At 57.8% G+C, this 21,701-nt stretch carries 25 protein-coding genes; 12 read left to right on the top strand and 13 right to left on the bottom strand.

What is annotated here, in order from left to right:
* Nucleotides 1-58: 58 nt before the first annotated feature.
* Entirely contained in the window at nt 59-1,078 is a 1,020-nt protein-coding gene (locus AC2FLB_RS04065) for a ribose-phosphate pyrophosphokinase (RefSeq protein ID WP_142636504.1), read from the bottom strand.
* Nucleotides 1,079-1,186: 108 nt separating this feature from the next.
* Between AC2FLB_RS04065 and AC2FLB_RS04070 the strand changes: the two genes are divergently transcribed.
* Both AC2FLB_RS04070 and AC2FLB_RS04075 read left to right on the top strand, forming a co-directional pair.
* The gene (locus tag AC2FLB_RS04070) at nt 1,187-1,789 is read left to right on the top strand and encodes a 2-hydroxychromene-2-carboxylate isomerase (protein ID WP_496708688.1); all 603 of its coding nucleotides are present in this window, start codon (nt 1,187-1,189) and stop codon (nt 1,787-1,789) included.
* A 9-nt stretch (nt 1,790-1,798) separates the two neighbouring features.
* A complete protein-coding gene (locus tag AC2FLB_RS04075) occupies nt 1,799-2,611 on the top strand; it encodes an alpha/beta fold hydrolase (RefSeq protein WP_496708689.1) in 813 nt (270 codons plus the stop codon).
* Nucleotides 2,612-2,627: 16 nt separating this feature from the next.
* Here AC2FLB_RS04075 and AC2FLB_RS04080 read toward each other — a convergent pair whose 3' ends face one another.
* The 7 genes from AC2FLB_RS04080 to AC2FLB_RS04110 all read right to left on the bottom strand — a co-directional run bounded on the left by AC2FLB_RS04080 (nt 2,628) and on the right by AC2FLB_RS04110 (nt 8,670).
* On the bottom strand, nt 2,628-3,662 hold the full coding sequence (locus AC2FLB_RS04080; RefSeq protein WP_496701890.1) for a threonine aldolase family protein: 1,035 nt from the start codon (nt 3,660-3,662) through the stop codon (nt 2,628-2,630).
* Nucleotides 3,662-4,135, bottom strand: a complete 474-nt coding sequence (locus AC2FLB_RS04085) for a YcgN family cysteine cluster protein (RefSeq protein ID WP_496708690.1) — start codon at nt 4,133-4,135, stop codon at nt 3,662-3,664. Before AC2FLB_RS04085 ends, AC2FLB_RS04080 begins: the two co-directional genes overlap by 1 nt.
* Entirely contained in the window at nt 4,132-5,064 is a 933-nt protein-coding gene (locus AC2FLB_RS04090; protein WP_496708691.1) for a bifunctional riboflavin kinase/FAD synthetase, read from the bottom strand. The genes AC2FLB_RS04085 and AC2FLB_RS04090 overlap by 4 nt, the downstream gene beginning before the upstream one ends.
* 58 nt (nt 5,065-5,122) lie before the next feature.
* Entirely contained in the window at nt 5,123-5,566 is a 444-nt protein-coding gene (locus tag AC2FLB_RS04095) for a MaoC family dehydratase (RefSeq protein ID WP_074736482.1), read from the bottom strand.
* 100 nt (nt 5,567-5,666) lie between these two features.
* Nucleotides 5,667-6,542: an HAD family hydrolase gene (locus AC2FLB_RS04100; RefSeq protein ID WP_496708692.1), complete on the bottom strand. Its 876-nt coding sequence runs from the start codon at nt 6,540-6,542 to the stop codon at nt 5,667-5,669.
* Nucleotides 6,543-6,668: 126 nt separating this feature from the next.
* Nucleotides 6,669-7,589, bottom strand: coding sequence for a manganese-dependent inorganic pyrophosphatase (locus AC2FLB_RS04105; protein ID WP_281972652.1), 921 nt, complete (start codon nt 7,587-7,589; stop codon nt 6,669-6,671).
* Between the two features lie 100 nt (nt 7,590-7,689).
* Entirely contained in the window at nt 7,690-8,670 is a 981-nt protein-coding gene (locus AC2FLB_RS04110; protein ID WP_496708693.1) for a TraB/GumN family protein, read from the bottom strand.
* 136 nt (nt 8,671-8,806) lie between these two features.
* Here AC2FLB_RS04110 and AC2FLB_RS04115 point away from each other — a divergent pair, with 136 nt between their 5' ends.
* The 6 genes from AC2FLB_RS04115 (at nt 8,807) to AC2FLB_RS04140 (ending at nt 14,658) form a co-directional block, all read left to right on the top strand.
* Nucleotides 8,807-9,481, top strand: coding sequence for a DUF2161 domain-containing phosphodiesterase (locus AC2FLB_RS04115; protein ID WP_496708834.1), 675 nt, complete (start codon nt 8,807-8,809; stop codon nt 9,479-9,481).
* Nucleotides 9,482-9,632: 151 nt separating this feature from the next.
* Complete coding sequence (locus AC2FLB_RS04120) at nt 9,633-9,920, top strand: co-chaperone GroES (protein ID WP_120632017.1); 288 nt, start codon at nt 9,633-9,635, stop codon at nt 9,918-9,920.
* A gap of 55 nt (nt 9,921-9,975) precedes the next feature.
* Complete coding sequence (groL, locus tag AC2FLB_RS04125) at nt 9,976-11,616, top strand: chaperonin GroEL (protein ID WP_496691017.1); 1,641 nt, start codon at nt 9,976-9,978, stop codon at nt 11,614-11,616.
* 239 nt (nt 11,617-11,855) lie between these two features.
* Nucleotides 11,856-12,698 carry a DMT family transporter gene (locus AC2FLB_RS04130; RefSeq protein WP_496708694.1) on the top strand — a complete coding sequence of 281 codons (843 nt, stop codon included), beginning with the start codon at nt 11,856-11,858 and terminating at the stop codon, nt 12,696-12,698.
* A 38-nt stretch (nt 12,699-12,736) separates the two neighbouring features.
* On the top strand, nt 12,737-13,510 hold the full coding sequence (locus AC2FLB_RS04135; RefSeq protein WP_496708695.1) for an alpha/beta fold hydrolase: 774 nt from the start codon (nt 12,737-12,739) through the stop codon (nt 13,508-13,510).
* Entirely contained in the window at nt 13,507-14,658 is a 1,152-nt protein-coding gene (locus tag AC2FLB_RS04140) for an alpha-D-ribose 1-methylphosphonate 5-triphosphate diphosphatase (protein WP_496708696.1), read from the top strand. Before AC2FLB_RS04135 ends, AC2FLB_RS04140 begins: the two co-directional genes overlap by 4 nt.
* A 1-nt stretch (nt 14,659) precedes the next feature.
* Here AC2FLB_RS04140 and AC2FLB_RS04145 read toward each other — a convergent pair whose 3' ends face one another.
* The 4 genes from AC2FLB_RS04145 to AC2FLB_RS04160 all read right to left on the bottom strand — a co-directional run bounded on the left by AC2FLB_RS04145 (nt 14,660) and on the right by AC2FLB_RS04160 (nt 17,268).
* Nucleotides 14,660-15,727, bottom strand: coding sequence for a 5-(carboxyamino)imidazole ribonucleotide synthase (locus AC2FLB_RS04145; RefSeq protein WP_496708697.1), 1,068 nt, complete (start codon nt 15,725-15,727; stop codon nt 14,660-14,662).
* 2 nt (nt 15,728-15,729) lie between these two features.
* Nucleotides 15,730-16,485 (bottom strand): NAD(P)-binding domain-containing protein, encoded by a 756-nt coding sequence (locus tag AC2FLB_RS04150; RefSeq protein ID WP_496701497.1) that lies wholly within the window; start codon nt 16,483-16,485, stop codon nt 15,730-15,732.
* Complete coding sequence (gene purE / locus AC2FLB_RS04155) at nt 16,482-16,967, bottom strand: 5-(carboxyamino)imidazole ribonucleotide mutase (protein ID WP_271949196.1); 486 nt, start codon at nt 16,965-16,967, stop codon at nt 16,482-16,484. Before purE ends, AC2FLB_RS04150 begins: the two co-directional genes overlap by 4 nt.
* A 76-nt stretch (nt 16,968-17,043) precedes the next feature.
* The gene (locus AC2FLB_RS04160) at nt 17,044-17,268 is read right to left on the bottom strand and encodes a YdcH family protein (RefSeq protein ID WP_037308505.1); all 225 of its coding nucleotides are present in this window, start codon (nt 17,266-17,268) and stop codon (nt 17,044-17,046) included.
* A gap of 163 nt (nt 17,269-17,431) precedes the next feature.
* Here AC2FLB_RS04160 and AC2FLB_RS04165 point away from each other — a divergent pair, with 163 nt between their 5' ends.
* The 4 genes from AC2FLB_RS04165 to AC2FLB_RS04180 all read left to right on the top strand — a co-directional run bounded on the left by AC2FLB_RS04165 (nt 17,432) and on the right by AC2FLB_RS04180 (nt 19,912).
* Complete coding sequence (locus AC2FLB_RS04165) at nt 17,432-17,845, top strand: Hsp20 family protein (protein WP_142636541.1); 414 nt, start codon at nt 17,432-17,434, stop codon at nt 17,843-17,845.
* Between the two features lie 5 nt (nt 17,846-17,850).
* Nucleotides 17,851-18,075 carry a DUF1150 family protein gene (locus AC2FLB_RS04170; RefSeq protein WP_142636543.1) on the top strand — a complete coding sequence of 75 codons (225 nt, stop codon included), beginning with the start codon at nt 17,851-17,853 and terminating at the stop codon, nt 18,073-18,075.
* Nucleotides 18,076-18,167: 92 nt separating this feature from the next.
* Nucleotides 18,168-19,052, top strand: a complete 885-nt coding sequence (locus tag AC2FLB_RS04175) for a PhzF family phenazine biosynthesis protein (RefSeq protein ID WP_496708698.1) — start codon at nt 18,168-18,170, stop codon at nt 19,050-19,052.
* The gene (locus AC2FLB_RS04180) at nt 19,052-19,912 is read left to right on the top strand and encodes a hypothetical protein (protein ID WP_496708699.1); all 861 of its coding nucleotides are present in this window, start codon (nt 19,052-19,054) and stop codon (nt 19,910-19,912) included. The genes AC2FLB_RS04175 and AC2FLB_RS04180 overlap by 1 nt, the downstream gene beginning before the upstream one ends.
* A 57-nt stretch (nt 19,913-19,969) precedes the next feature.
* On the opposite strand, the gene AC2FLB_RS04185 is transcribed toward AC2FLB_RS04180, so the two are convergent.
* Nucleotides 19,970-21,688 (bottom strand): bifunctional sulfate adenylyltransferase/adenylylsulfate kinase, encoded by a 1,719-nt coding sequence (locus AC2FLB_RS04185; RefSeq protein ID WP_142636548.1) that lies wholly within the window; start codon nt 21,686-21,688, stop codon nt 19,970-19,972.
* Nucleotides 21,689-21,701 lie beyond the last annotated feature (13 nt).

Consider the following 21,701-nt stretch of genomic DNA (forward strand, 5'->3'; position numbering starts at 1 on the left):
TAAACTCCGACCTGTATTTCAGAAAGAAAAGAGGCGGCCCTTGGGCCGCCGCGTTCGATCAATCCCTATGATACATCGACTCGTAGATCGGCGTCAGGGTCTTATCCTCGAACAGTGACGATACACTGGTGCCGTTCCAGATATTCAGGATCGCCTGCGTAAAGATCGGGGCCGTGGGCACGATGCGGATGTTCTTGGCCTTGGTTATTTCTTCTGTCGGCTGGATCGTGTCGGTCAGCACCAGAGATTTCATCACCGAATTGGTCACGCGTTCGACCGCAGGGCCGCTCATGACGCCGTGTGTGATGTAGGAATGAACTTCCTTCGCACCATTATCCAGCAGTACTTGCGCCGCTTTGCACAGGGTGCCGGCCGTGTCGCACATGTCGTCCACGATCAAACAGATCTTGTCTCTGACATCGCCAATTACGGTCATCTCGGCGACTTCGCCGGCTTTTTCGCGGCGTTTGTCCACGATCGACAGCGGGGCGTTGATCCGCTTGGCCAACTCGCGCGCGCGGGCCACGCCACCCACATCGGGCGAAACGACCATAATCTCGTCGAGGCTGTCCTTGAACTGATGTTTCACATCCAGCGCAAAGATCGGCGAGGCATAAAGGTTGTCGACAGGCATGTCGAAGAACCCCTGAATCTGCGCTGCGTGCAGATCCATGGTCAGGATGCGCTCGATCCCGGCGCCAGTCAGCATGTTGGCCACCAGCTTGGCGCTGATCGGTGTGCGGGCCTTGGTGCGGCGGTCCTGGCGGGCATAGCCGAAATAGGGGATCACGGCGGTAATCCGTTGGGCCGACGAACGGCGCAGCGCATCAGCAATGATGAGCAGCTCCATCAGATTGTCATTGGCCGGGTTCGAGGTGGGCTGGACGATGAACATATCTTCGCCGCGCACGTTCTCGAACACTTCGACAAAGATTTCACCGTCGTTAAACCGTTCGACCCGGGCATCGACCAGACCCTGATCGACGCCGCGATACAGGCTCATTCGGCGTGCAATGGATTCGGCAAGCGGAAGATTGGCGTTCCCAGCGATTAACTTGGGTTCGTGAAGTGTCGGCATCGGCTGAGGTCCCCGGGCAGCAATGGCAAATGTGACAGATTCGTGATGTTGACACCGCTTAGCATGGCCTTACCGTCCAGCAAAGATAACGCTGCGGAGAAAGTTCACATGTCCACCATTGACTACTTTTTTGCGACACTCTCGCCATACACCTACCTGGCGGGACTGCGCCTGGAGGAGATTGCGGCCAAACATGGTGCGACAATCAACTACAAGCCGCTTGATATCGTCGCCCTGTTCGGACGTACGGGAGGTGTTCCGCCCAAGGACCGCCATATCTCGCGCATCGAATACCGGACGCAAGAAATGCAGCGACAGTCAAAAAAGCTGGGTATGGCGTTCAATCTGCGGCCGGCCCATTGGCCCACCAATGCGGCGCCGTCCTCATACGCGATCATCGCCGCCATTCAGGACGAGTCAGGGGATGTGGGACAGCTGGTGCATTCCTTTGTGCGCGCCTGCTGGGCCGAGGAAAAGGACATCGCGCAGGACGACGTAATCCGCGCTTGCCTGGCTGACGCTGGGTTTTCCCCGGATCTGGCCGATAGCGGCTTGCTGCTCGGGGCTGAGACCTATACCGCCAATCTGGAAGAAGCCGTGGAACGCGGAGTTTTTGGAGCTCCGTTTTATATAACGGAAGACGATCAGCGGTTCTGGGGCCAAGACAGGTTGGACGATCTGGACGGGCATCTGGCCGGGCTGAAGGAATAGGACACGATAATGGCTGTTGCGCAGAACCTGCATGTCACGCGGCTGGGGCAGGGTGATCGCCCTGTGCTGGCCTTGCATTGTACCATTGCTCATTCCGGGGTCTGGGCAGGCCTAGCCGCGGCGATGAAAGGGCAGGCAAGTTTTATTGCACCGGATATGCTGTCCCATGGGCGCAGCCCGGACTGGGATCGCCAGGGGGATCTGTATGACCGGCTGACCGAAGCCACACTTGAACATTTGACCGAGTCGATGGACGTGGTCGGGCATTCTTTTGGCGCGGCGATTGCATTGCGGCTGGCGGTCGAGCACCCAACATTGGTTCGCAGTGTCGTACTGATCGAACCGGTGTATTTTGCGGTGGCACAGCAGGATGCCCCGGACCTTGTGGCGGAATACGCGCATGTTGCCCAACCCTGTATGGACGCGCTTGCATCAGGCGACGAACCTTTGGCGGCAAGGCTGTTCAACCGGTTGTGGGCCGGAGATAGGGGACCGCGTTGGTCAGACATGCCCGAAACTGCACGGGCGGGGATGGTGCGTGGAATTCATCTGGTGTCCGAGGTCGAAAACGAACTGATAATGGATTCCAAAGGCTTGCTACGGCCCGAGCGGATCGCACACGCCAATATGCCGGTATTGCTGCTGCATGGCGCGCTCACCCACCCAGTGATGGTCGCGATAAACTCTGGATTGAAATCCCGTCTTCCAATGGCCGAAAGCACCGTGATCGAAGGGGCAGGGCATATGGCTCCGATCTCTCACCCGACAGAGACCGGCGCTCTGATCGAGGCTTTTTGGAACAGACTGCCTGCCACTGCCTGAAGCTTCGGGCGCGTCGTTACAAGAGCGCGATGAACCGATCAATTTGCGCAGGCTCGATGGACCAGTCACAAACCAGCCGACAGGCTAGAATTTCGCTGTCATCTGCCCCGTCCAGCTCTGCCCCCCACAGGTGGTAAACAGCACCTGCGGCATGCAGTTGCTTGTGTTGGGCGCGTGAAAATTGGGCAAAAATCATATTCGCCTGCGGCGCGTGCAGGAAAGAGGCACCTTTGGCCCGCAACCCCTCGGTCAGACGGGCGCAGTTGTTATTGGCCTGACGGGCCAGTTTCAGCCACAGATCATCCTGCAGATACGCCGCCATTTGGGCGGACAGATAGCGGTGCTTGGAGAACAAATGCGCCCCGCGCTTGCGGCGCAATTCGAATTCCCAGGCTTTGCTTTCATCAAAGAAGACAACGGCTTCGACGCCCATCAGCCCGTTTTTGGTGCCGCCAAAACTGACCGCATCCACGCCTGCTTTCCACGTCATCTCGGCGGGTGAGCAGTTCAACGCAACAAGGGCGTTGGAAAAACGCGCACCGTCCAAATGGACAGGCAGCCCATACTCTTTGGCCACAGCGCAGAGCGCCTGCAATTCTGACAGGGTGTAAACAGACCCTCGTTCGGTCACCTGCGTAATGGATACAGGTCCGCGCTGCGGTCCATGCACGCCGCGTGTTTCTTCGGCCAGAATCGAGCCGCGCAGCGCGTCCGGCGCCATCTTGTCCGCGCCCGGAACCAGCGTCAGCTTGGCGCCGCTGTAAAACTCGGGCGCGTTGCACTCATCCTCGTGGATATGGGCCACAGGTGAGCAGAACACCGTCTCCCACGGCTGCGCCAGCGTCGCCAGCGCCAGCGAATTCGCCGCGGTCCCGGTGGCCACCAGATACACGGCGGCGCCAGGTGCCTCGAACACCCCGCGAATGCGATCCCGGACCTCATTCATCAGGGTGTCGGTTCCATAGGCCATCTGATAGCCCTGATTGGCAGCATTCAGCGCTTCCATGACCGCCGGGTGAACCGGCCCCGAATTGTCAGAGGCAAAGTACATTAGCTGGGCTCCTCGATGATATGATCTTCCCACTCCTCCAGCGGAGTTTCGAATTCGGACACGGTCCGCCCCTGAACCGAGACTCCGGCGGCATGAACGCTGTCCGGTGTGCCAGAAATCAAGGGGTGCCAGTCGTGTAGGGGTTTGCCCTCCCACAACAGGCGATAGGCACAGGTCTGTGGCAGCCAATAGGCGTGATCGTTGATGTTGCCCGGCGTCATCACGATACATTCCGGCACAAATTGGTGGCGGATATCGTATTGGGTGCAGCGGCAACTTTCGTCATCCAGCAGACGGCAGGCGACGCAGGTCAGGGCAACCTCGCCGGTGTCTTCATCTTCCAGTTTGTTCAGACAACATTTGCCGCAGCCATCGCACAAAGCTTCCCATTCGGCCTGGTTCATGCGGGTTAGCGGTTTTCGTTCCCAGTACCTGGGGGCCAGGCCGGTGCGGTCGATCGGATCCGTTGTCATCGGTCCGCCAGCAGGCCGCGGGCCTTGTCGCAATCGGCATCCATCTGCGCGATCAGGCCGTCCAGACCGTCAAAGGTCATCTCGGGGCGCAGGTATTCTACCAGACCCACCGACAGGGTCGCGCCATAAAGGTCACCCGAGAAGTCGAACAGGAAGGTTTCGATATTGGGGACCTCACCATTGAACATCGGTCGCGTCCCAATCGAGGCTGCGCCCTGATAGCTGCCCAGATGAGGTCCATCCAGAACATCGACCAGTACGGCATAGACGCCGAATCTTGGCGGATGCAGCCCCTCAATGGACATGTTTGCGGTGGGAAATCCCAGTTCACGGCCCCGTTGTTCGCCTCCGATCACCTCGCCTTCGATCCGGTGCCAGTGACCCAGCATGGTAGCGGCATCCTGCGGGCGGCCCTCGGTCAGTGCAGTACGGATCGCAGTGGAAGAAACGACATTTTCGGACCGCTCCATCAACGGAGCGATGGTGACACCGAACCCCATCTCTTGCCCAAAGAGCACCAAGTCATCAGCGGTGCCGCTGCGGCCTTTGCCGAAACAGAAATCGGCACCGACGACGACATGCGACAGGCCGAGCCCGTCGCAGATCACGTTGCGGGCGAATTCCCTGGGCGTCAGGCCAGCCAATGCGGCGTTGAACGGCAGCTCATACAGCTTTTCGACCCCCAGTTTTGCTAACCGGTGCGCGCGGGCATTGCCGCGCATCAGGCGAAAGGGCGGGGTGTCCGGGGCGAAGTATTCTCTGGGATGCGGCTCGAATGTCAGTACGCCCAAAGGTGCACTCGGCGCGGCGCTGAGGGCCAGTTCAATCACAGATTGGTGGCCGATATGAACGCCGTCGAAATTCCCGATCGCCACGCTGGCGCCGCGATCTTGGGGTTCGATGAATTGGAGGTCACGAATGATGCGCATAGCGACTGCCTAGCGGGACAGGCGCGCTTGTTCAAGGGTCTGAGACCCCCGGAAACGCTCAGTCGAATTTGCGCGACGGGGCCAGCACCATGGCTTCGCCGACCAGCACCTTCTTGCCATCCACTGCGCAGTGACAATCGAGCTTGACCCGACGCTTGGCAAAATCAATGTCGATCACCTTGACCTCGGCATAGACCATGTCACCCGGGCGAACAGGAGCGAGAAACTTCAGCGACTGCCCCATGTAAACTGTGCCGTGGCCCGGCAACTGCTCGCCGATCACGGCCGAGATCAGACCCGCGGTCAGCATCCCATGCGCGATGCGCCCCTCGAAGATCGTGTCGCGGGCGTAATCGTCGTCCAGATGTACGGGGTTTCTGTCGGTCGACACCTGAGCGAACATTTCGATATCCTCGTCCGTCACCACTTTGCGAAGGTGACGGGACATGCCCATCTCGATGTCTTCAATACAGATCGTGCCGCGTGGAAGATTATCCAACATGTTGCCCTCACTCGAATTCATCGGGCAACAAAAAAATCAAAGTCACCCCTGTTGGGAAACTTTATTACTTTGCAACTGCAGAAAATCAAGCCTTTTTTGACTACCTAAGGCGGCCGATCGTATAGGTCGGGTTTATCTTTTCCTTTTGAATATAATCAGTTAGGGAGTCATGATGCGGATGTGCCTCGGTTTTTGTCTCGGCCGCGGCTAGCCCGCCCGAGATGAAAAGAGAATCAATGCCTTCCCCCATTCCACCCAGAATGTCGGTGTGCGGACCGTCTCCGATGACAAGAATGTCCTCATTGGGGATGTCGTGGCCAAGTTCCTGCAACCTGCGGCGGGCAAGATCATAGATCGGCGGATGAGGCTTTCCGAAATATAGGCTTTCGCCACCCATTTCCGTATAAAGCCTGGCTAATGCACCAGCGCACCACTCCCGAACCTCGCCGCGGTCCACCACAATATCGGGATTGGCACAAAGCAGCTTCAGCCCCTTTTGTTTGGCGTACAGGAAATCAGCGCGGTTCACAGACGGATCGGCCATAGGATCGAAGGGGCCGCAACAAGCAATGCCCTCTGCCTCGGCCAGCGGCACGCGCTCGATATGAATCGGGTGGTCCAACAACTTCAGCGGTTCAAAGAATCCCGCGTCCCGCTGCCATTCGCCTATGAAATAGACCTTTTCGCCCACTGCGCCACGGAACATGGCCGACCGGGCCGAATCTCCGCTGGTTGCAATCGTGTCATAGGCGTCGTCTGGGACATTGAATTGCGCCAGCTGGGTAGCGACGCCAGCACGCGGCTTGGGTGAGTTTGTCACCAGGACAACAATGCCGCCTTGCGCGCGATAGGCCTGCAGGGCCGCAACCGCTTCGGGGTAAGCGGTGATGCCATTGTGAACACAGCCCCAAAGATCGACGAATAGGGCTTTATACCGGCTGGAAACCTCGGGCAATGCGTGGATGATCTGCGTCATGATGGGCCCCCATTGATCTGGAAAGAGTGTCGTTTCAGCCTAAGACAGTGCGTGTGGTGTTTGGCCGGTAAGGGCAATGCCTAGCAAAAAAGGCGCCCGATCAAGGCGCCTTTGGTGATTTTGGGATCAGACCTTGAGGTTCGGAATGATCTGTTTCTTACGGCTCATGATCCCGGGCAGAACGACCGCGTCGCCATCAACCGAAGCGCCAAAGCTTTTCTCGGCCACGGCTTTGACCAGATCGTTGGGAACCAGCAGGGTGGCTTCTTCGTTCAGAATATCGACCACGAACAGCAATACCTGATCGACACCGTCCTCTTTTGCTACGTCGGCCATCGACGCCGCAAGGCTGTCTTTGCGGTCCAGCACGACACCCGGTGCTGTGGTTTCCAGAACCGAAACGCGGAATTTGGTGCCGTCGACTTCGTATTCCTTGCTGTCCATCCGGATCAGCTCGGCGTCCGAGAATGAGGACACATCTGATTTGGCCGCGAACATTTCTGCAGCATAGGCCGAGACGTCCAGACCCAGATCCGCGGCCAGTTTTTCGGCCACAGCGCGGTCATGCGCGGTTGTGGTGGGCGAGCGGAATTCCAACGTGTCCGACAGGATGCAAGTCAGCGCCGCGCCTTTGATGGCATCGGGCATTTTGGCGGCATCGTCGCCGATCATGTCAACCATGATAGTGGCGGTGCAGGCCAGCGGCCGCACGGTGATGTCGATCGGGCCTTTGGTTTCCAGACCGCCGACCAGTTTATGGTGGTCGATAATGGCGCGGATATCGGCGCCGTTGATACTGGCGGGCAGCTCGGCGGGGTTGTTCGTGTCGACAATAACAACCGGTGCGTCAGCCTCTACGTCTGTGATGATGCGCGGCTTGGGCAGGTCCCAGTGCTGCAGCATAAAGGCTGCTTCAGTGTTGGGTTCGCCCAGCAGGACAGGCTCGGCCTGTTCGCCTTTGATTTCGTTCATGTACCACGACCACAGGATCGGCGAACCGGTGGAATCAGTGTCGGGGGATTTATGTCCAAATACGAGGGTTGTCATTTCAGCGTCCTGAGGAGAGTAGATTTGGGCGCCTTATAGGGTGGTCTGGCACACTTGTCACCCGCCCCTGCGTAAACTGCGACGAAGGGTAAGGCCGGGCCTAGAAAGCGGCACGTTTCAGCGTGTATCCAGCCTGTTCCAACTGGTTCAACAGACCATGGTCATCGCCCAAATGTCCGGCGCCCACAGCAATGACCACCGTTTGGTCCTGAATGGCCAATATGTGCTGCATCCAGTTGTTGTTGCGCCCGACTAGAAGTTGCTGTTCGAAACTAGACCACTCTTCGTCGAAGACCTCTTGTGACAGACCGGATGTTTCAAGCCCTTTTAGTCTGGCAAATTGGATGATCTCTGCGTGCTTTTCTTCCAGATAGGCATTGACCATAGTCGCCAGCTGATCCTCGCTGCTTTCAAAGGCACTGGCCATGCGGATCAGTGATTGCACCTGCTTTTCGATCGGGTGCTGGTCAAACATCGCCATCAGATCGTCAATCTGCTCTAAAGAGTACTGGGGGATGTCATGGGCTTCGGCCATGTCGGTCAGGCGCGCGTCCATTCCATAGCTGGCTTCCGGATTCTCGGTCATGCATGGGGGGACACCCAGCATCATGCTCAGAAACCAGGGGCGCATTTTTGCAGCCATCCAACTGGGGATGCCACGCTCTGCCAGGCCGCTGGACAGGGCGGCCCAGTCCTCTTCCGGCATCAGCTCAATCAGTGTGGGACCTGACGTGATCAGAACAGGGCTGAGGTCTTTGGCCAGTTCCTGTTCAAAAGCGGTCATTTCGTCCTGAGTCACTTCGAAATAGAACGCATCCGCCTGGCTGAGTGTCGGTTCCAGCCTTTCTGTGACGGCGTCCATACGCGGGTCGTTTGTGTGCAGCGTTCCTATCAGATGCAGAACTGTATCGCCTTTTGTCGCGATCCAGTGATTTCCTTCCGGGTACGGGAAGTCGGCCAAAGCCTGCTGCAAATCAGCTTGCGCCTCTGGACTTAGGTCAGACCTCAGGTCGCGCCCCTCGCAGGCCGCTTGGGCCGAGAAAGGTACCAGCAGACAAGCCAAAAAGATCAAAAAACGCATCGTACCATCCTGGTTGGATCAATCCCTATATGGGGTGCGACCTTGCCGGGGCCAAGGCCGGTGTTCAACCTGCCCGGATGGACACTGACCTGATCTGTGTCTGGCATTCCACAGTAATTCGAATAGCATGAGCCACATGGACCGCGAGCAGGATCTCTACCCCTCAATCAAGGCGCTGTTAGAGCGTCAGGGCTATACCGTCAAAGGCGAGGTCGGTGCGGTCGATGTCATGGCTGTTCGTGAGGGTGAAGAGCCTTTGATTGTAGAGTTGAAGTTGCGTTTCTCATTGGCGCTGTTTCACCAGGCAATCACCCGACAGAAGGTTACTGAAAATGTCTATATCTGTGTTCTCAAGCCCCGCGGACGCACGGCCAGGCGGGCGTTGAAGGACAACACGGCGCTATGTCGAAGGTTGGGCCTTGGCCTGATAACTGTTCGGGCGGATGGCGTTGTCGAGGTGCATTGTGATCCTGGGCCCTACGCCCCGCGAAAAGACAAGGCCAAAACAGCGCGGCTGCTGCGCGAGTTTGACAGGCTTGAAGGTGATCCGAACGCAGGCGGCGCCACACGCCACGGCCTCGTCACCGCCTATCGTCAGGATGCTTTGCGCTGTGCGGCGCATCTTGCAGAATGTGGTGCCACAAAAGGGGCAGATGTTGCTAAGGCAACCGGTGTTTCGATTGCGACCCGGCTGATGCGCGAAAACCATTATGGCTGGTTCGACAAAATTGAAAAAGGCGTCTACGCCTTGTCGGAATCCGGACAAGAGGGTCTGAAGCACTGGGCCTATAGCTGGGATCAGCCTGACTGAGTCCCAAGGATAAAAAATTCTTCACGCTTGTTGACTCAGGGATTTCGACCCCCTAGCTATACGCCGTTATCACTCGCAAGGGTCGAGTGCTAACGCCTCGCCGCAAGGTGAGGGGAGGATAAATAAACTTTGAGCCCAAGGAGCTGCAAAGATGGCATTGAAACCGCTTCATGACCGCGTGTTGGTTCGCCGTACCGAAAGCGATGAGAAAACCGCTGGTGGTCTGATCATTCCCGACAGCGCGAAAGAAAAGCCCAGCGAAGGCGAAGTTGTTGCGACCGGCGAAGGCGCACGCAAGGACAGCGGCGAGCTGATCGCAATGGCTGTAAAAGCTGGCGACAAGATCCTGTTCGGCAAATGGTCGGGCACCGAGGTCCAAGTCAACGGCGAAGAGCTGCTGATGATGAAAGAAAGCGACATCATGGGGATCATCGAGTAAGCCCACGCGCTTCCTCTGATCTTCATCCCAATACATTTTCTCAAGGAGAAACGACATGGCTGCTAAGGACGTCAAGTTCGACACCGATGCCCGTAACCGCATGCTGGCAGGTGTGAACATCCTGGCCGACGCTGTCAAAGTGACCCTGGGCCCCAAAGGCCGCAACGTGGTTCTGGACAAATCTTTCGGCGCACCGCGCATCACCAAAGACGGTGTTTCGGTTGCCAAGGAAATCGAACTGGAAGACAAGTTCGAAAACATGGGCGCGCAGATGGTGAAAGAAGTCGCCAGCCGCACCAATGACGAAGCCGGCGACGGCACCACCACCGCAACCGTTCTGGCTCAATCCATCGTCAAAGAAGGTCTGAAGCAGGTTGCAGCGGGCCTGAACCCGATGGACCTGAAGCGCGGCATCGACCTTGCAACTGCCAAGGTTGTTGAAGGCATCAAGAACGCCTCGCGTGAAGTCAAGGACTCGGCTGAAGTTGCTCAGGTTGGCACCATTTCTTCCAACGGTGAAACCGAGATCGGCCAGCAAATCGCAGACGCGATGCAGAAGGTCGGCAACGAAGGTGTTATCACCGTCGAAGAAAACAAAGGCCTGGAAACCCAGACCGATGTTGTCGAAGGCATGCAGTTCGACCGCGGCTACCTGTCGCCTTATTTTGTCACCAACGCTGACAAGATGGTTGCAGACCTCGAAGACTGCATGATCCTGTTGCACGAAAAGAAACTGTCCTCGCTTCAGCCGATGGTTCCGCTGCTCGAGCAGGTGATCCAGTCGCAAAAGCCGCTGCTGATCATTGCAGAAGACGTTGAAGGCGAAGCGCTGGCAACTCTGGTTGTTAACAAACTGCGCGGCGGCCTGAAAATTGCTGCTGTCAAAGCACCGGGCTTCGGCGATCGCCGTAAGGCTATGCTGCAGGACATCGCAATCCTGACCGGTGGTCAGGTCATCAGCGAAGATCTGGGCATGAAGCTTGAGTCCGTGACTATGGACATGCTGGGCACAGCCAAGAAAATCGAGATCACCAAAGACGAAACCACCATCGTCGACGGTGCTGGCGAAAAAGCCGAGATCGAAGCACGTGTTGCTCAGATCCGCACCCAGATCGAAGAAACCTCGTCGGACTACGACCGTGAGAAGCTGCAAGAGCGCGTTGCCAAACTGGCAGGCGGTGTTGCTGTTATCCGCGTCGGCGGCATGACCGAAGTTGAAGTGAAAGAGCGTAAGGACCGTGTGGACGATGCTCTGAACGCGACCCGCGCTGCTGTTCAAGAAGGCGTTGTTGTGGGCGGTGGTGTTGCTCTGGTTCAGGCCGGTAAAGCACTGGACACTCTGCAAGGCGCAAACGCTGATCAGGACGCAGGCATCAACATCGTTCGTAAGGCAATCGAAGCGCCTCTGCGCCAGATCGCTGAAAACGCAGGTGTCGACGGTGCGGTTGTTGCTGGCAAAGTTCGCGAAAGCGACGATGTGGCATTTGGCTTCAACGCGCAGACTGAAGAATATGGTGACATGTTCGCATTCGGCGTGATTGACCCGGCCAAAGTTGTCCGTACCGCATTGGAAGATGCAGCGTCGGTTGCTGGCTTGCTGATCACTACCGAAGCAATGGTTGCTGACAAGCCGCAGAAAGATGCACCTGCTGGCGGCGGCATGCCCGACATGGGCGGCATGGGCGGCATGATGTAAAACGTCGAATTCGCTTAGGCGAATTCTGACGGCCCCACAGGCGCTTGGCAGCATAGCCAAACCGCCCAGAGGGGAGCTGCAGAGCTAAGGAACGGGGTCGCCTTCGGGCGACCCCGTTTCGTTTTGACACGCCGCTTTTGACTGAAACTGTGGCTCAAACTGTTCCGAGGTCGACAGTCTAACCGGTCCCCTTAGGAAAGTGAGTACCCAAACCGGTGTGAAACCGATATCGGGTTGATATGCGACTGTTCCTTCTGACCGCCCTCACCATGTGCGCCTTTGCAGCGAACTCTATTCTGAACCGGATGGCCGTTGAAGGCGGCGATAGCGACCCGGCCGGGTTTGCGGTTATGCGCGTTCTGGCAGGGGCGCTCATGCTGGCGGTGCTGGTTTTGATACGTGGCGGCAGCCTGCCGTTGCGCAGCTCTCGCCGGTTCATTGGCGCTGGCGCCTTGTCGCTTTACATGATCGGGTTCTCGATCGCCTATCTTACACTGGATGCTGGGCTGGGCGCCTTGATCCTTTTCGGGGTGGTGCAAATCACGATGTTCGTGGCCACTGCCGTGACTGGAAATTCAACGACACGACAGCAACTTCTGGGGGCGGCGATTGCATTGGGTGGCCTCACCTATGTGCTTTGGCCGTCGGGCACGGTTCGCGTGGACCCGGTCGGAGCCGCCCTGATGTGCGCTGCCGGGATTGGCTGGGCAGCATATTCTCTGGCGGGACGGTCCGAGCCAAATGCGCTTGCCGGGACGGCGGCGAATTTCGTTATTGCCCTTCCGGTGACGGCCGGAGCTTTGCTGTTGCTCGGCGGAGGTTGGCAGATGACGGGCACCGGTTTGTTGCTGTCGGCAATATCCGGGGCGGTCACTTCGGGGCTGGGATATGCGTTGTGGTACCGTGTTTTGCCACAACTGGCACCGACCGTTGCAGCTGTAGTGCAGTTGAGCGTGCCCGTGATTGCTATTCTGGGCGGTGTCCTCTTGCTGAGCGAAACAGCAGAGGCCCGGCTTTTGATTGGCGCAGCGCTTGTGTTGGGCGGCATTGCGCTGGCGGTGCTGCAACGTCAGCGGGGGTAGGGCTTTCATCAGCGGCGCTAAGGCATTATCTGGCGCTTATGAAAATTCTGATCGCCCTGCTTATCTTTCTGCTTCCTGCCGCGGCCAGCGCGAAATGCGTGGTCTTGTTGCATGGTCTTGCGCGGACCGAGGCCTCTTTCACCGTGATGGAGCAGCTGTTCAAGTCACATGACTATTCGGTTGTGCGCCCGGGCTATCCCTCGACCGAGATCGGTATTCCCGAACTGGCCGAACAAACCATTCCTGATGCCTTTGCGTCTTGTGGCGATGACACTGTCAATGTGGTGGCACATTCGATGGGCGGCATTTTGTTGCGCTATTGGCTCAAGGATCATAGCCCGGAAAACATGGGTCGTGTCGTCATGCTGGGGCCGCCCAATCAGGGCAGCCAACTGGTCGATGAACTTAGCGCGTGGGAGGTGTTCGGCTATCTCAACGGACCTGCGGGCCTTCAACTGGGCACAGGCGCCGAAGGGATCCCGGGTCGTCTACCGCCGGTGGATTTTGAACTGGGTGTTATCGCAGGTGAGAACTCATTAAACCCGGTATTTTCTTCACTGATTGATGGGCCTGATGACGGTAAGGTTTCGGTTGAAAGCACCAAGGTCGAAGGAATGACTGATCACCTGGTTCTGCCGGTGACCCACACGTTTATGATGAACAATCCGCGGGTCATGGCTCAGGCCCTGCACTTCATCGAATTCGGCCAGTTCGACCCGCAGATCACCTGGCTTGACGGGGTGATGGAAGCTATTGACGAGATCTGCATCGGACAGGATTGCTCGGAACCTGACTCGGAGTCCACGCAATGACCGCATTAAGCCTGACTCTGACCGGTGCAGAGGTTCTTCTGCCCGGCGAGGGGCTGACGGATGTCGATCTGACCATTGCCGATGGCGTGGTTCAGACAGGCCCTGCCTGGCAGCAGATCGACCTGTCAGGATATCTGGTTCTGCCCGGTATTATCGACCTGCATGGTGATGGGTTTGAACGGCACATCGCGCCCCGTCGCGGTGCCATGAAGCAGATGAACGAAGGGATCCTCTCGGTCGAGGCTGAACTGGCGGCCAATGGCATCACCACAGCCGTTCTGGCCCAGTTTTACAGTTGGGAAGGTGGGGTGCGCGGGCCTGAGTTCGCAGGGCAGGTGTTTGATGCCATTGCGGCAGTCAAGGACCACACCGTCACCGATCTGATGCCCCAGCTTCGGTTTGAAACGCATATGCTGGACGATTACGCCGGACTGGCAGAAAAGATTGCGGCTTGGCGGGTGCCCTATGTCGTGTTCAACGACCACCTGCCGCATGACCGTCTGGCTGAGGGGCGTAAGCCCCCGCGTCTGACCGGACAGGCGCTCAAGGCCGGTCGCAATCCCGAGGTGCATTTCGAAATGCTGCTGTCGATGCATGCTCGCCGGGATGAGGTGTATACCGCACTGGATGTACTCTGTACTGCTTTGACAAAGCAGGGCGTCCGGATGGGCAGCCACGATGACGCCACTGCCCAAACTCGCGCCGATTGGCGCGCGCGGGGCGCGCGGATTTCAGAGTTCCCCGAAACGCTGGAAGCCGCCGAGGCAACCCGCACCGCCGGGGATCACATCATCCTGGGGTCGCCCAATGTAGTACGCGGCGGGTCGCATAAAGGGAATGTTAGCGCGCTGGACCTGATTGCGATGGGGCTGTGCGATGCGCTGGCCTCGGATTATCACTATCCCAGCCCGCGCCGGGCAGCCTTGATGCTGGCCAAATCCGGCCTTCTGGACATGGCGGGCGCATGGGCGCTGGTGTCGTCAGGGCCAGCCCGCGTACTTGGGTTGCACGATCGCGGCACGCTCACCCCCGGGCAGCGTGCCGATCTGGTCATTCTGGAGGCAGATACAAACCGTGTCGCGGCAACGCTGGCTGCCGGGCGCGTCAGCTATATGGCCGGGGATATCGCCGCGCGGTTTGTCGGCTGATTTACCGCGTGATGCGGTTAAAATGACCCATCTTGCGGCCTGCCTTCACCTCGGCCTTTCCATAAAGATGCAGCGCAATATCACGTTCGGTCGCGAGTTCAGGTACGCGGTTCATATCGTCGCCGATCAGGTTCTCCATCACCACGTCTGAATGACGCTGCCCGTCGCCCAGAGGCCAGCCTGCCACGGCACGGATATGTTGCTCGAATTGATCCACCGCGCAGCCATTCTGTGTCCAATGGCCCGAGTTATGCACGCGCGGTGCGATCTCGTTCACGATCAGACCCTGCGGGGTCACGAACAACTCGACCCCCATGACGCCGACATAGTCCAAGGCGTTCAGGATATTTGCCGCCAGCAGGATCGCATCTGTGCGCTTTGCTGCGGGCAGGCGGGCAGGGACGGAGGTGGTATGCAAAATGCCATCGCGATGCACGTTCTCACCGGGGTCGAAACAGGCGACCTGACCATCCAATCCGCGCGCGGCGATGATTGATACCTCGTGGCTGAAATCGACAAACCCTTCAAGGATCGCAGGCGCGCCCGCCATATCAGCCAGAGCAGTTTCAGCGTCATCGGGGCTGCGTAGCCGGGCCTGTCCCTTGCCGTCATAGCCAAATCGGCGGGTCTTCAGGATGGCAGGGGTGCCGATCTGGTCAATCGCAGCCTTCAGGCTGTCCAGATCCGTGATATCGGCGAAGGGCGCGGTATTTAGGCCCAGCCCTTGCAAGAAAACCTTTTCGTTCAGTCGATCCTGACTGACCCGCAGCGCCTCGCGCCCCGGGCGGATGGGGCGGTGGACTTCCAGAATGTCCAGTGCTTCGGTGGGGATGTTCTCGAACTCATAGGTGATGACATCGACTGCTTCGGCAAAGGCCTTGAGGGCCTCGGCATCATCATAAGAGGCGGTGGTCACACGATCCGCCACATGACCCGCAGGCGGGGTCGCACCGGGTTCATAAATATGCGACACAAAACCCAGCCGGGCTGCAGCAACGGACAGCATACGGCCCAGTTGACCGCCGCCCAAAATCCCGATTGTCGCGCCGGGGGCGAGCATTTCCACCATTCTCAACTCTCCAAACGTTTGCCAATAGCGCCAAGTGCTGCGTGCAATACCTTGTGCGCGCCCTGATCTTGCAGGGTCTGTGTCATTTGCAGGCTCAGCGTGCCGTCAGTGGCCAGCGCATCGCGTTCGGCCTCTAGGCGGCCTGCGGCCTTCTTATCCATCGCGTGCAGAAAGCCCGATACCAACTGGGTGGTGTAGAATTCGGCCCCGGCTGCGTCTCCGGTTGTGTCTCCCAGCCAAGTTGCTCCGGTCGCCATCAGGTCCAGAAGGCCAGGGACCATGGCGCAAATGGCGAAATGTGCGTTCAGTGCCGCCTCATCTGCGACCTTGATCACCGGGTTTTCCGGTGCGAACAAATCGACCAGCAGTTGATCGTTGCCGAAAGCGACAAGCGGGCAACCACCGGCTTCCAAAAATCCCAGCGGAATGGTTTGCACGATTGCCGGCGCCGGAGAGCAGAGCTCGGTTAGTTCATCTTTCGAGACTGCTGCCATGACCGAGACGATCTGATGGTCGGATCGAAACGTTAAGGCGGCCAGAACGTCCGCAGCGATATGTGGGCGCAGGCACAGGAACACGATCTCGGATGCATCAATCACGGCCTGTGGCGTCGTGACAGACACACCCAGTTCAGCCTTTAGCGCGGTTGAAACCTGGTCATTGCGTTCTGTCACGGAGATCTCGTGCCCTTTACGGGCCAAAAAACGCACCATCGGGGCCGCAATATGGCCCGTGCCGATGAATCCGATCCGGCTCATCCCTCGGGTTCTTCGGGGATTGAGGCCGATAGCGCGTCGCGCCAGGCATCCAGCCGGTCGGCCAGAGCGTTATCCTGCAGCGCCAGAATGCCAGCGGCCATCAATCCCGCATTGGCACCGCCTGCCGACCCGATCGCCATAGTCGCAACCGGAAACCCTTTGGGCATCTGAACAATGGAATAGAGCGAATCGACGCCAGACAGTGCCCGCGTCTGCACCGGAACGCCGATCACAGGAACGCGTGTTTTCGAGGCCATCATACCCGGTAAATGCGCGGCCCCGCCGGCCCCTGCAATGATCACCTGCAATCCGCGCGAGACAGCAGTCTTGCCATAGTCCCACAAGCGATCTGGGGTGCGGTGCGCTGAAACGATGCGTTTTTCATAGGCCACGCCCAGCTCATCCAGAATATCTGCAGCTTCTTTCATCGTGGACCAGTCTGACTGGCTTCCCATGATGATCCCCACTTTAACGTCGCTCATCCGCTTGCGTCCCTGCCTTCCGAAAGAGCGCGAACTATAGCCAAATCCGCCTTTGTGGCAATGCGGTTCAGATGTCTCAGGCGATGATATCCGGGGTCAGGCGGTCTTCGATCAGGCGAATGATGTCTTTCAGGCGCAGTTTCTGCTTTTTCAATCGTTTGATCGTCAGTTGGTCCGAGGTGCCAGTGGCCTGAAGCGCCTCGATTGCTTCGTCAAGATCACGGTGTTGACGGCGGAAAACTTCCAGCTCTACCCGCAGAACCTCATCAGTTTTCATCGAAAGATCGGTGGGCGCGTTCATTGGCGACTCAGAGTTGTTGTGGTGCTTGTCACACAAGATAGTGTGTCAGGCTTGATCCGGCCAGACCTTGTGGACATCGCTGTATATTCCCATATTCTATTATACGCGGTTGCCAGAATGGGGCCGCACAACACGTCGCTTTGGCAATAAAGGACGAAAATACGTGTCTAAACTTACTCTGGGCTCATACCCGCATCTTTTGGGGTTCGAGCAGTTGGAACGCCTTCTGGAGCGGTCTGCAAAGGCCGGAAATGAGGGGTATCCGCCCTATAATATTGAACAGACCTCGAATTTTTCCTACCGCATTACCTTGGCCGTGGCCGGGTTTGCAGAAGAGGACCTGTCGATTACCATCGAAGATCGACAGTTGGTGATCCGGGGACGTCAGCGCGACGACAGCGAAGGACGTATCTTTCTACACCGTGGGATCGCGGCACGTCAGTTTCAGCGCATGTTCGTGTTGGCCGATGGGGTCGAGGTTGGCGAAGCGATCATTGAAAATGGTCTGCTGCATGTGGATCTGACCCGCGCCGTGCCCGAAACCGTGGTGCAAACGATCAACATAAGAAAGGGGTAAGAGCAATGAATACACCGTTTGAAATCAACGCCGAAGGCGATCGGATCGTCTATGTCAAAACAGTTGAAGTCGCCGATCTACCTCGGGAAGTTCGCGAACAGGCCGGAGATCTGAGCCTGCTATATGCGGTACACGATGCCGATGGCCAGCAACTGGCACTGGTTGCTGATCGCAAGCTGGCGTTTAACCTGGCGCGCGAGCATGATTTTTCGCCGGTGGCCGTGCACTAAAGCGACCTCCGTACGTTTTCCTCGTGACATCCAAGGCCTGTCGGGCGAGACAGTCGGACCTATGATGGTTCGAATATCGGAGTGCACGACACATGAATTGGTTCGACTTTGACTGGGTAGACGCCTTCAGCGATCGCGCCTTTGGTGGCAATGGGTGCGCTGTTGTTCATGGTGGGGCAGCTCTGTCCGAAGACGTCTGCATGGCCTATGTGCGCGAGACGTCCTTGGTTGAATGCACCTTTACTGGCCCGTCCGATGTGGCCGATTTCCGGGTTCGTTATTTTCTGGCCAGTCGCGAAATCCCCTTTGCCGGGCATCCTACGATCGCCACCGTAGCTGCAATGCAGTCCAGAGGAATGCTGCAAGGCAATACCCTGACGCTTGAAACCGGCGCGGGGATTGTTTCGATCTGCATCAGCGGTGATGAAATCGAGATGACGCAGATTGCACCACAATTCGGCGCCTATGTTCCCGCCGAGCTGGTCGCCTCTGCTATCAGCCTGCCCAAAGAGGCGATCATCTCGCCGCCGCAATTTGTTTCTACCGGGCTGCCCTTCTGTGTCACTGTTCTTCGTGATCACGACGCACTGCGCGCGGCAAAACTGGTCGAAAGGCCTTTGCGCCAGATTGCTGAAAAGGCGGGCTTTTCCGGCTCCGATATGGCCGAACCTTTTCTTGTAACGCTCAAAGGTGCGACCAAAGCAGGCGATACATTCTCGAGATTGCTGTTGGCCCCGCCCAGCCCGCCCGAGGATCCGTTTACCGGATCTGCCACAGGTGCGATGGCGGCGTATCTCTGGAAACATGGGCTGATGCCAAAGGACGTTTTTATTGCCGAGCAAGGCCATGATATGGGGCGCCCTGGTCAGGCGACTGTTACCCGAGCTGGTCCATCGGATGCGATGACAGGCATCAAGGTCGCCGGTCGCGGGCATATCCTTATGCGGGGTCAGGTTAATTTACCAGATGCCGGATGATGACAGAACCTGCAATCGCTATACTGCCCTATGGGCATCGGTTGGGGCCGAAACTGGCCACGGTTCCTTTGTCGGACCTGACTTGGCCCGAAGGTTGCCCGGATCGTCTGATCGGAAAAACAGTGGGCGATCTTGCGCACACGGACCATCTGATTATGTACCCCAATTCCACGGTACATCTGCGTCTTCGTCGGGGAACACGTGCGCGGATATCTTTGATGATGGGAGAGCCTTCGGCCATCCATGCCAAACATGATCGCATGTTGCGCTATACGTGGCGGCGGTTCTTCCGGGTGCTGACCTTTCATGATGTTTTGTTGCAAGGTATCCCAAACGCCGTGTTTCTGCCCTATGGCGTGACGATGGTGCCTGATTGGCGAGAACTTTTGGTCGGGAAATCTAAATCCTGTTCTTTGATCGCCTCGGCCAAACGTGATCTCGAAGGACATCAGCTGCGCCATTCCGTGATCGATTGGGTTCGTGAATCCGGGGCAGATGTCGATATTATGGGGCGTGGCTATACTCCGTTTGACCTGAAGTCTGACGGGCTGGCCCCATATCGCTATTCGGTGGTGATCGAGAATGTGCGGGAGCGGAATTACTTTTCGGAAAAGCTGACAGACGCGATTTTGTGCTCGACTGTGCCGATCTATTGGGGCTGTCCCAATATTGGTGATTTCTTCGACACATCCGGGATGATCCTGTGCGATTCCGAGGACGACATTCGGAGTGCGATTCAAGCCGCTTCGGTCGATGACTATGCCGCGCGTCTAGGCGCCCTGCGGGCCAGCCAGTCCAAAGCGGCCGAGTTTGGTGATTTCGAAGGGCGCGCTGTCGCCGCCATTCGGGCAGAACTATAATCCAATAGAAAAAGGCCCCCGGAAACCGAGGGCCTTTTGCTTGATTCTTTGCGCAGGTTACGATCCGGCGATCAAACCCATGCTTTCCAGCTTGAGCAGAACCTGGTGGGCACAGTTGTCTACGTCCACATTCTCGGTCTCGACGCTCAGCTCGGGATTGGCAGGTACGTCGTAGGGATCGGAAATTCCGGTGAATTCTTTGATCTTGCCTTCACGCGCCAGCTTGTACAGGCCCTTGCGGTCGCGGCGTTCGCATTCTTCGATGCTGGTGGCCACGTGAACCTCGCAGAAAGCGCCAAACGCTTCGACATCTTCGCGGACGGCGCGGCGGGTCGTGGCGTAGGGTGCGATTGGGGCACAGATAGCGATGCCGCCGTTCTTGGTGATCTCGCTGGCCACATAGCCGATGCGGCGGATGTTCAGGTCGCGATGCTCTTTCGAAAAGCCCAGTTCCGATGACAGGTTCTTACGAACAATGTCTCCATCCAGCAGGGTCACCGGACGACCGCCCATCTCCATCAGCTTTACCATAAGCGCGTTGGCGATGGTCGATTTGCCCGAGCCGGAGAAACCGGTGAAGAATACGGTAAAACCCTGCTGACTGCGCGGCGGTTTGGTCTTGCGCAGCTCGGTCACAACCTCAGGGAAGCTGAACCATTCGGGGATTTCCAGGCCTTCGGCCAGACGGCGGCGCAGTTCTGTGCCCGAGATGTTCAGGATTGTGACGTTGTCTTTGTCGGCGATCTCGTCATTCGGTTCGTATTGAGCGCGTTCCTGCACAAAGACCATGTGTTTGAAATCGACCATTTCGACGCCGATTTCATCCTGGAACTGGCGGAACAAATCCTGTGCGTCGTAGGGGCCATAGAAATCTTCGCCGGCTGAGTTCTTGCCGGGGCCTGCGTGGTCACGGCCGACAATGAAATGCGTGCAGCCGTGGTTGGCGCGGATCAACCCGTGCCACACCGCCTCGCGCGGGCCTGCCATACGCATCGCCAGGTTCAGCAGTGACATCGAAGTTGTCGAGGCCGGGTACTTGTCCAGAACAGCCTCATAGCAACGCACGCGGGTAAAGTGGTCCACGTCGCCCGGCTTGGTCATACCAACAACCGGATGGATCAGCAGGTTGGCCTGCGCCTCTTTGGCGGCACGGAAGGTTAGTTCCTGATGCGCGCGGTGCAGCGGGTTGCGGGTTTGGAACGCAACAATACGGCGCCAACCCAGTTTGCGGAAATAGGCGCGCAGCTCGTTCGGCGTATCGCGGCGGGCACGGAAGTCATAGTGAACGGGCTGTTGGATACCAACAACAGGGCCGCCCAAGTAAACCTTGCCCGCAGTGTTGTGCAGGTAGTTGACCGCCGGGTGGGCATCGTCATCTGCGCCAAAGACCTTTTCCGCCTCGCGCGCCTTGTTCGGCGTCCAGCGGTCGGTCACAGTCATGGTGCCCAAAATGACACCTTCCTGGTCGCGCAGCGCAATGTCCTGACCCAGTTTGATGCCCTCAGCGAAGTCTTCGCTGACATCCAACGTGATTGGCATCGGCCAAAGGGTGCCGTCGGCCAGGCGCATGTTTTCGACGACATTGTCGTAATCGGCCTCGCTTAGGAACCCTTTCAGCGGGTTGAACCCGCCATTCATCAGCAGTTCCAGATCACAGATCTGACGAGGGCTCAGGTCCCAGCTTGTCAGGTCGGCAGCTTCTACTTTCAGTTTCTGTGCGGACTCGTACGAAACATAAAGTTCAGAGATCGGCGCCAGATTGCTTAACATCGTCATGGGAATTCTCTTG

It is taken from the genome of Ruegeria sp. CDSA236, from assembly GCF_059611285.1.

Coding starts and splice junctions, on each gene's coding strand:
- AC2FLB_RS04065 (WP_142636504.1), bottom strand. CDS start 1,078: ATGCCGACACTTCACGAACCCAAGTTAATCGCTGGGAACGCCAATCTT.
- AC2FLB_RS04070 (WP_496708688.1), top strand. CDS start 1,187: ATGTCCACCATTGACTACTTTTTTGCGACACTCTCGCCATACACCTAC.
- AC2FLB_RS04075 (WP_496708689.1), top strand. CDS start 1,799: ATGGCTGTTGCGCAGAACCTGCATGTCACGCGGCTGGGGCAGGGTGAT.
- AC2FLB_RS04080 (WP_496701890.1), bottom strand. CDS start 3,662: ATGTACTTTGCCTCTGACAATTCGGGGCCGGTTCACCCGGCGGTCATG.
- AC2FLB_RS04085 (WP_496708690.1), bottom strand. CDS start 4,135: ATGACAACGGATCCGATCGACCGCACCGGCCTGGCCCCCAGGTACTGG.
- AC2FLB_RS04090 (WP_496708691.1), bottom strand. CDS start 5,064: ATGCGCATCATTCGTGACCTCCAATTCATCGAACCCCAAGATCGCGGC.
- AC2FLB_RS04095 (WP_074736482.1), bottom strand. CDS start 5,566: ATGTTGGATAATCTTCCACGCGGCACGATCTGTATTGAAGACATCGAG.
- AC2FLB_RS04100 (WP_496708692.1), bottom strand. CDS start 6,542: ATGACGCAGATCATCCACGCATTGCCCGAGGTTTCCAGCCGGTATAAA.
- AC2FLB_RS04105 (WP_281972652.1), bottom strand. CDS start 7,589: ATGACAACCCTCGTATTTGGACATAAATCCCCCGACACTGATTCCACC.
- AC2FLB_RS04110 (WP_496708693.1), bottom strand. CDS start 8,670: ATGCGTTTTTTGATCTTTTTGGCTTGTCTGCTGGTACCTTTCTCGGCC.
- AC2FLB_RS04115 (WP_496708834.1), top strand. CDS start 8,807: ATGGACCGCGAGCAGGATCTCTACCCCTCAATCAAGGCGCTGTTAGAG.
- AC2FLB_RS04120 (WP_120632017.1), top strand. CDS start 9,633: ATGGCATTGAAACCGCTTCATGACCGCGTGTTGGTTCGCCGTACCGAA.
- groL (WP_496691017.1), top strand. CDS start 9,976: ATGGCTGCTAAGGACGTCAAGTTCGACACCGATGCCCGTAACCGCATG.
- AC2FLB_RS04130 (WP_496708694.1), top strand. CDS start 11,856: ATGCGACTGTTCCTTCTGACCGCCCTCACCATGTGCGCCTTTGCAGCG.
- AC2FLB_RS04135 (WP_496708695.1), top strand. CDS start 12,737: ATGAAAATTCTGATCGCCCTGCTTATCTTTCTGCTTCCTGCCGCGGCC.
- AC2FLB_RS04140 (WP_496708696.1), top strand. CDS start 13,507: ATGACCGCATTAAGCCTGACTCTGACCGGTGCAGAGGTTCTTCTGCCC.
- AC2FLB_RS04145 (WP_496708697.1), bottom strand. CDS start 15,727: ATGGTGGAAATGCTCGCCCCCGGCGCGACAATCGGGATTTTGGGCGGC.
- AC2FLB_RS04150 (WP_496701497.1), bottom strand. CDS start 16,485: ATGAGCCGGATCGGATTCATCGGCACGGGCCATATTGCGGCCCCGATG.
- purE (WP_271949196.1), bottom strand. CDS start 16,967: ATGAGCGACGTTAAAGTGGGGATCATCATGGGAAGCCAGTCAGACTGG.
- AC2FLB_RS04160 (WP_037308505.1), bottom strand. CDS start 17,268: ATGAACGCGCCCACCGATCTTTCGATGAAAACTGATGAGGTTCTGCGG.
- AC2FLB_RS04170 (WP_142636543.1), top strand. CDS start 17,851: ATGAATACACCGTTTGAAATCAACGCCGAAGGCGATCGGATCGTCTAT.
- AC2FLB_RS04175 (WP_496708698.1), top strand. CDS start 18,168: ATGAATTGGTTCGACTTTGACTGGGTAGACGCCTTCAGCGATCGCGCC.
- AC2FLB_RS04180 (WP_496708699.1), top strand. CDS start 19,052: ATGACAGAACCTGCAATCGCTATACTGCCCTATGGGCATCGGTTGGGG.
- AC2FLB_RS04185 (WP_142636548.1), bottom strand. CDS start 21,688: ATGACGATGTTAAGCAATCTGGCGCCGATCTCTGAACTTTATGTTTCG.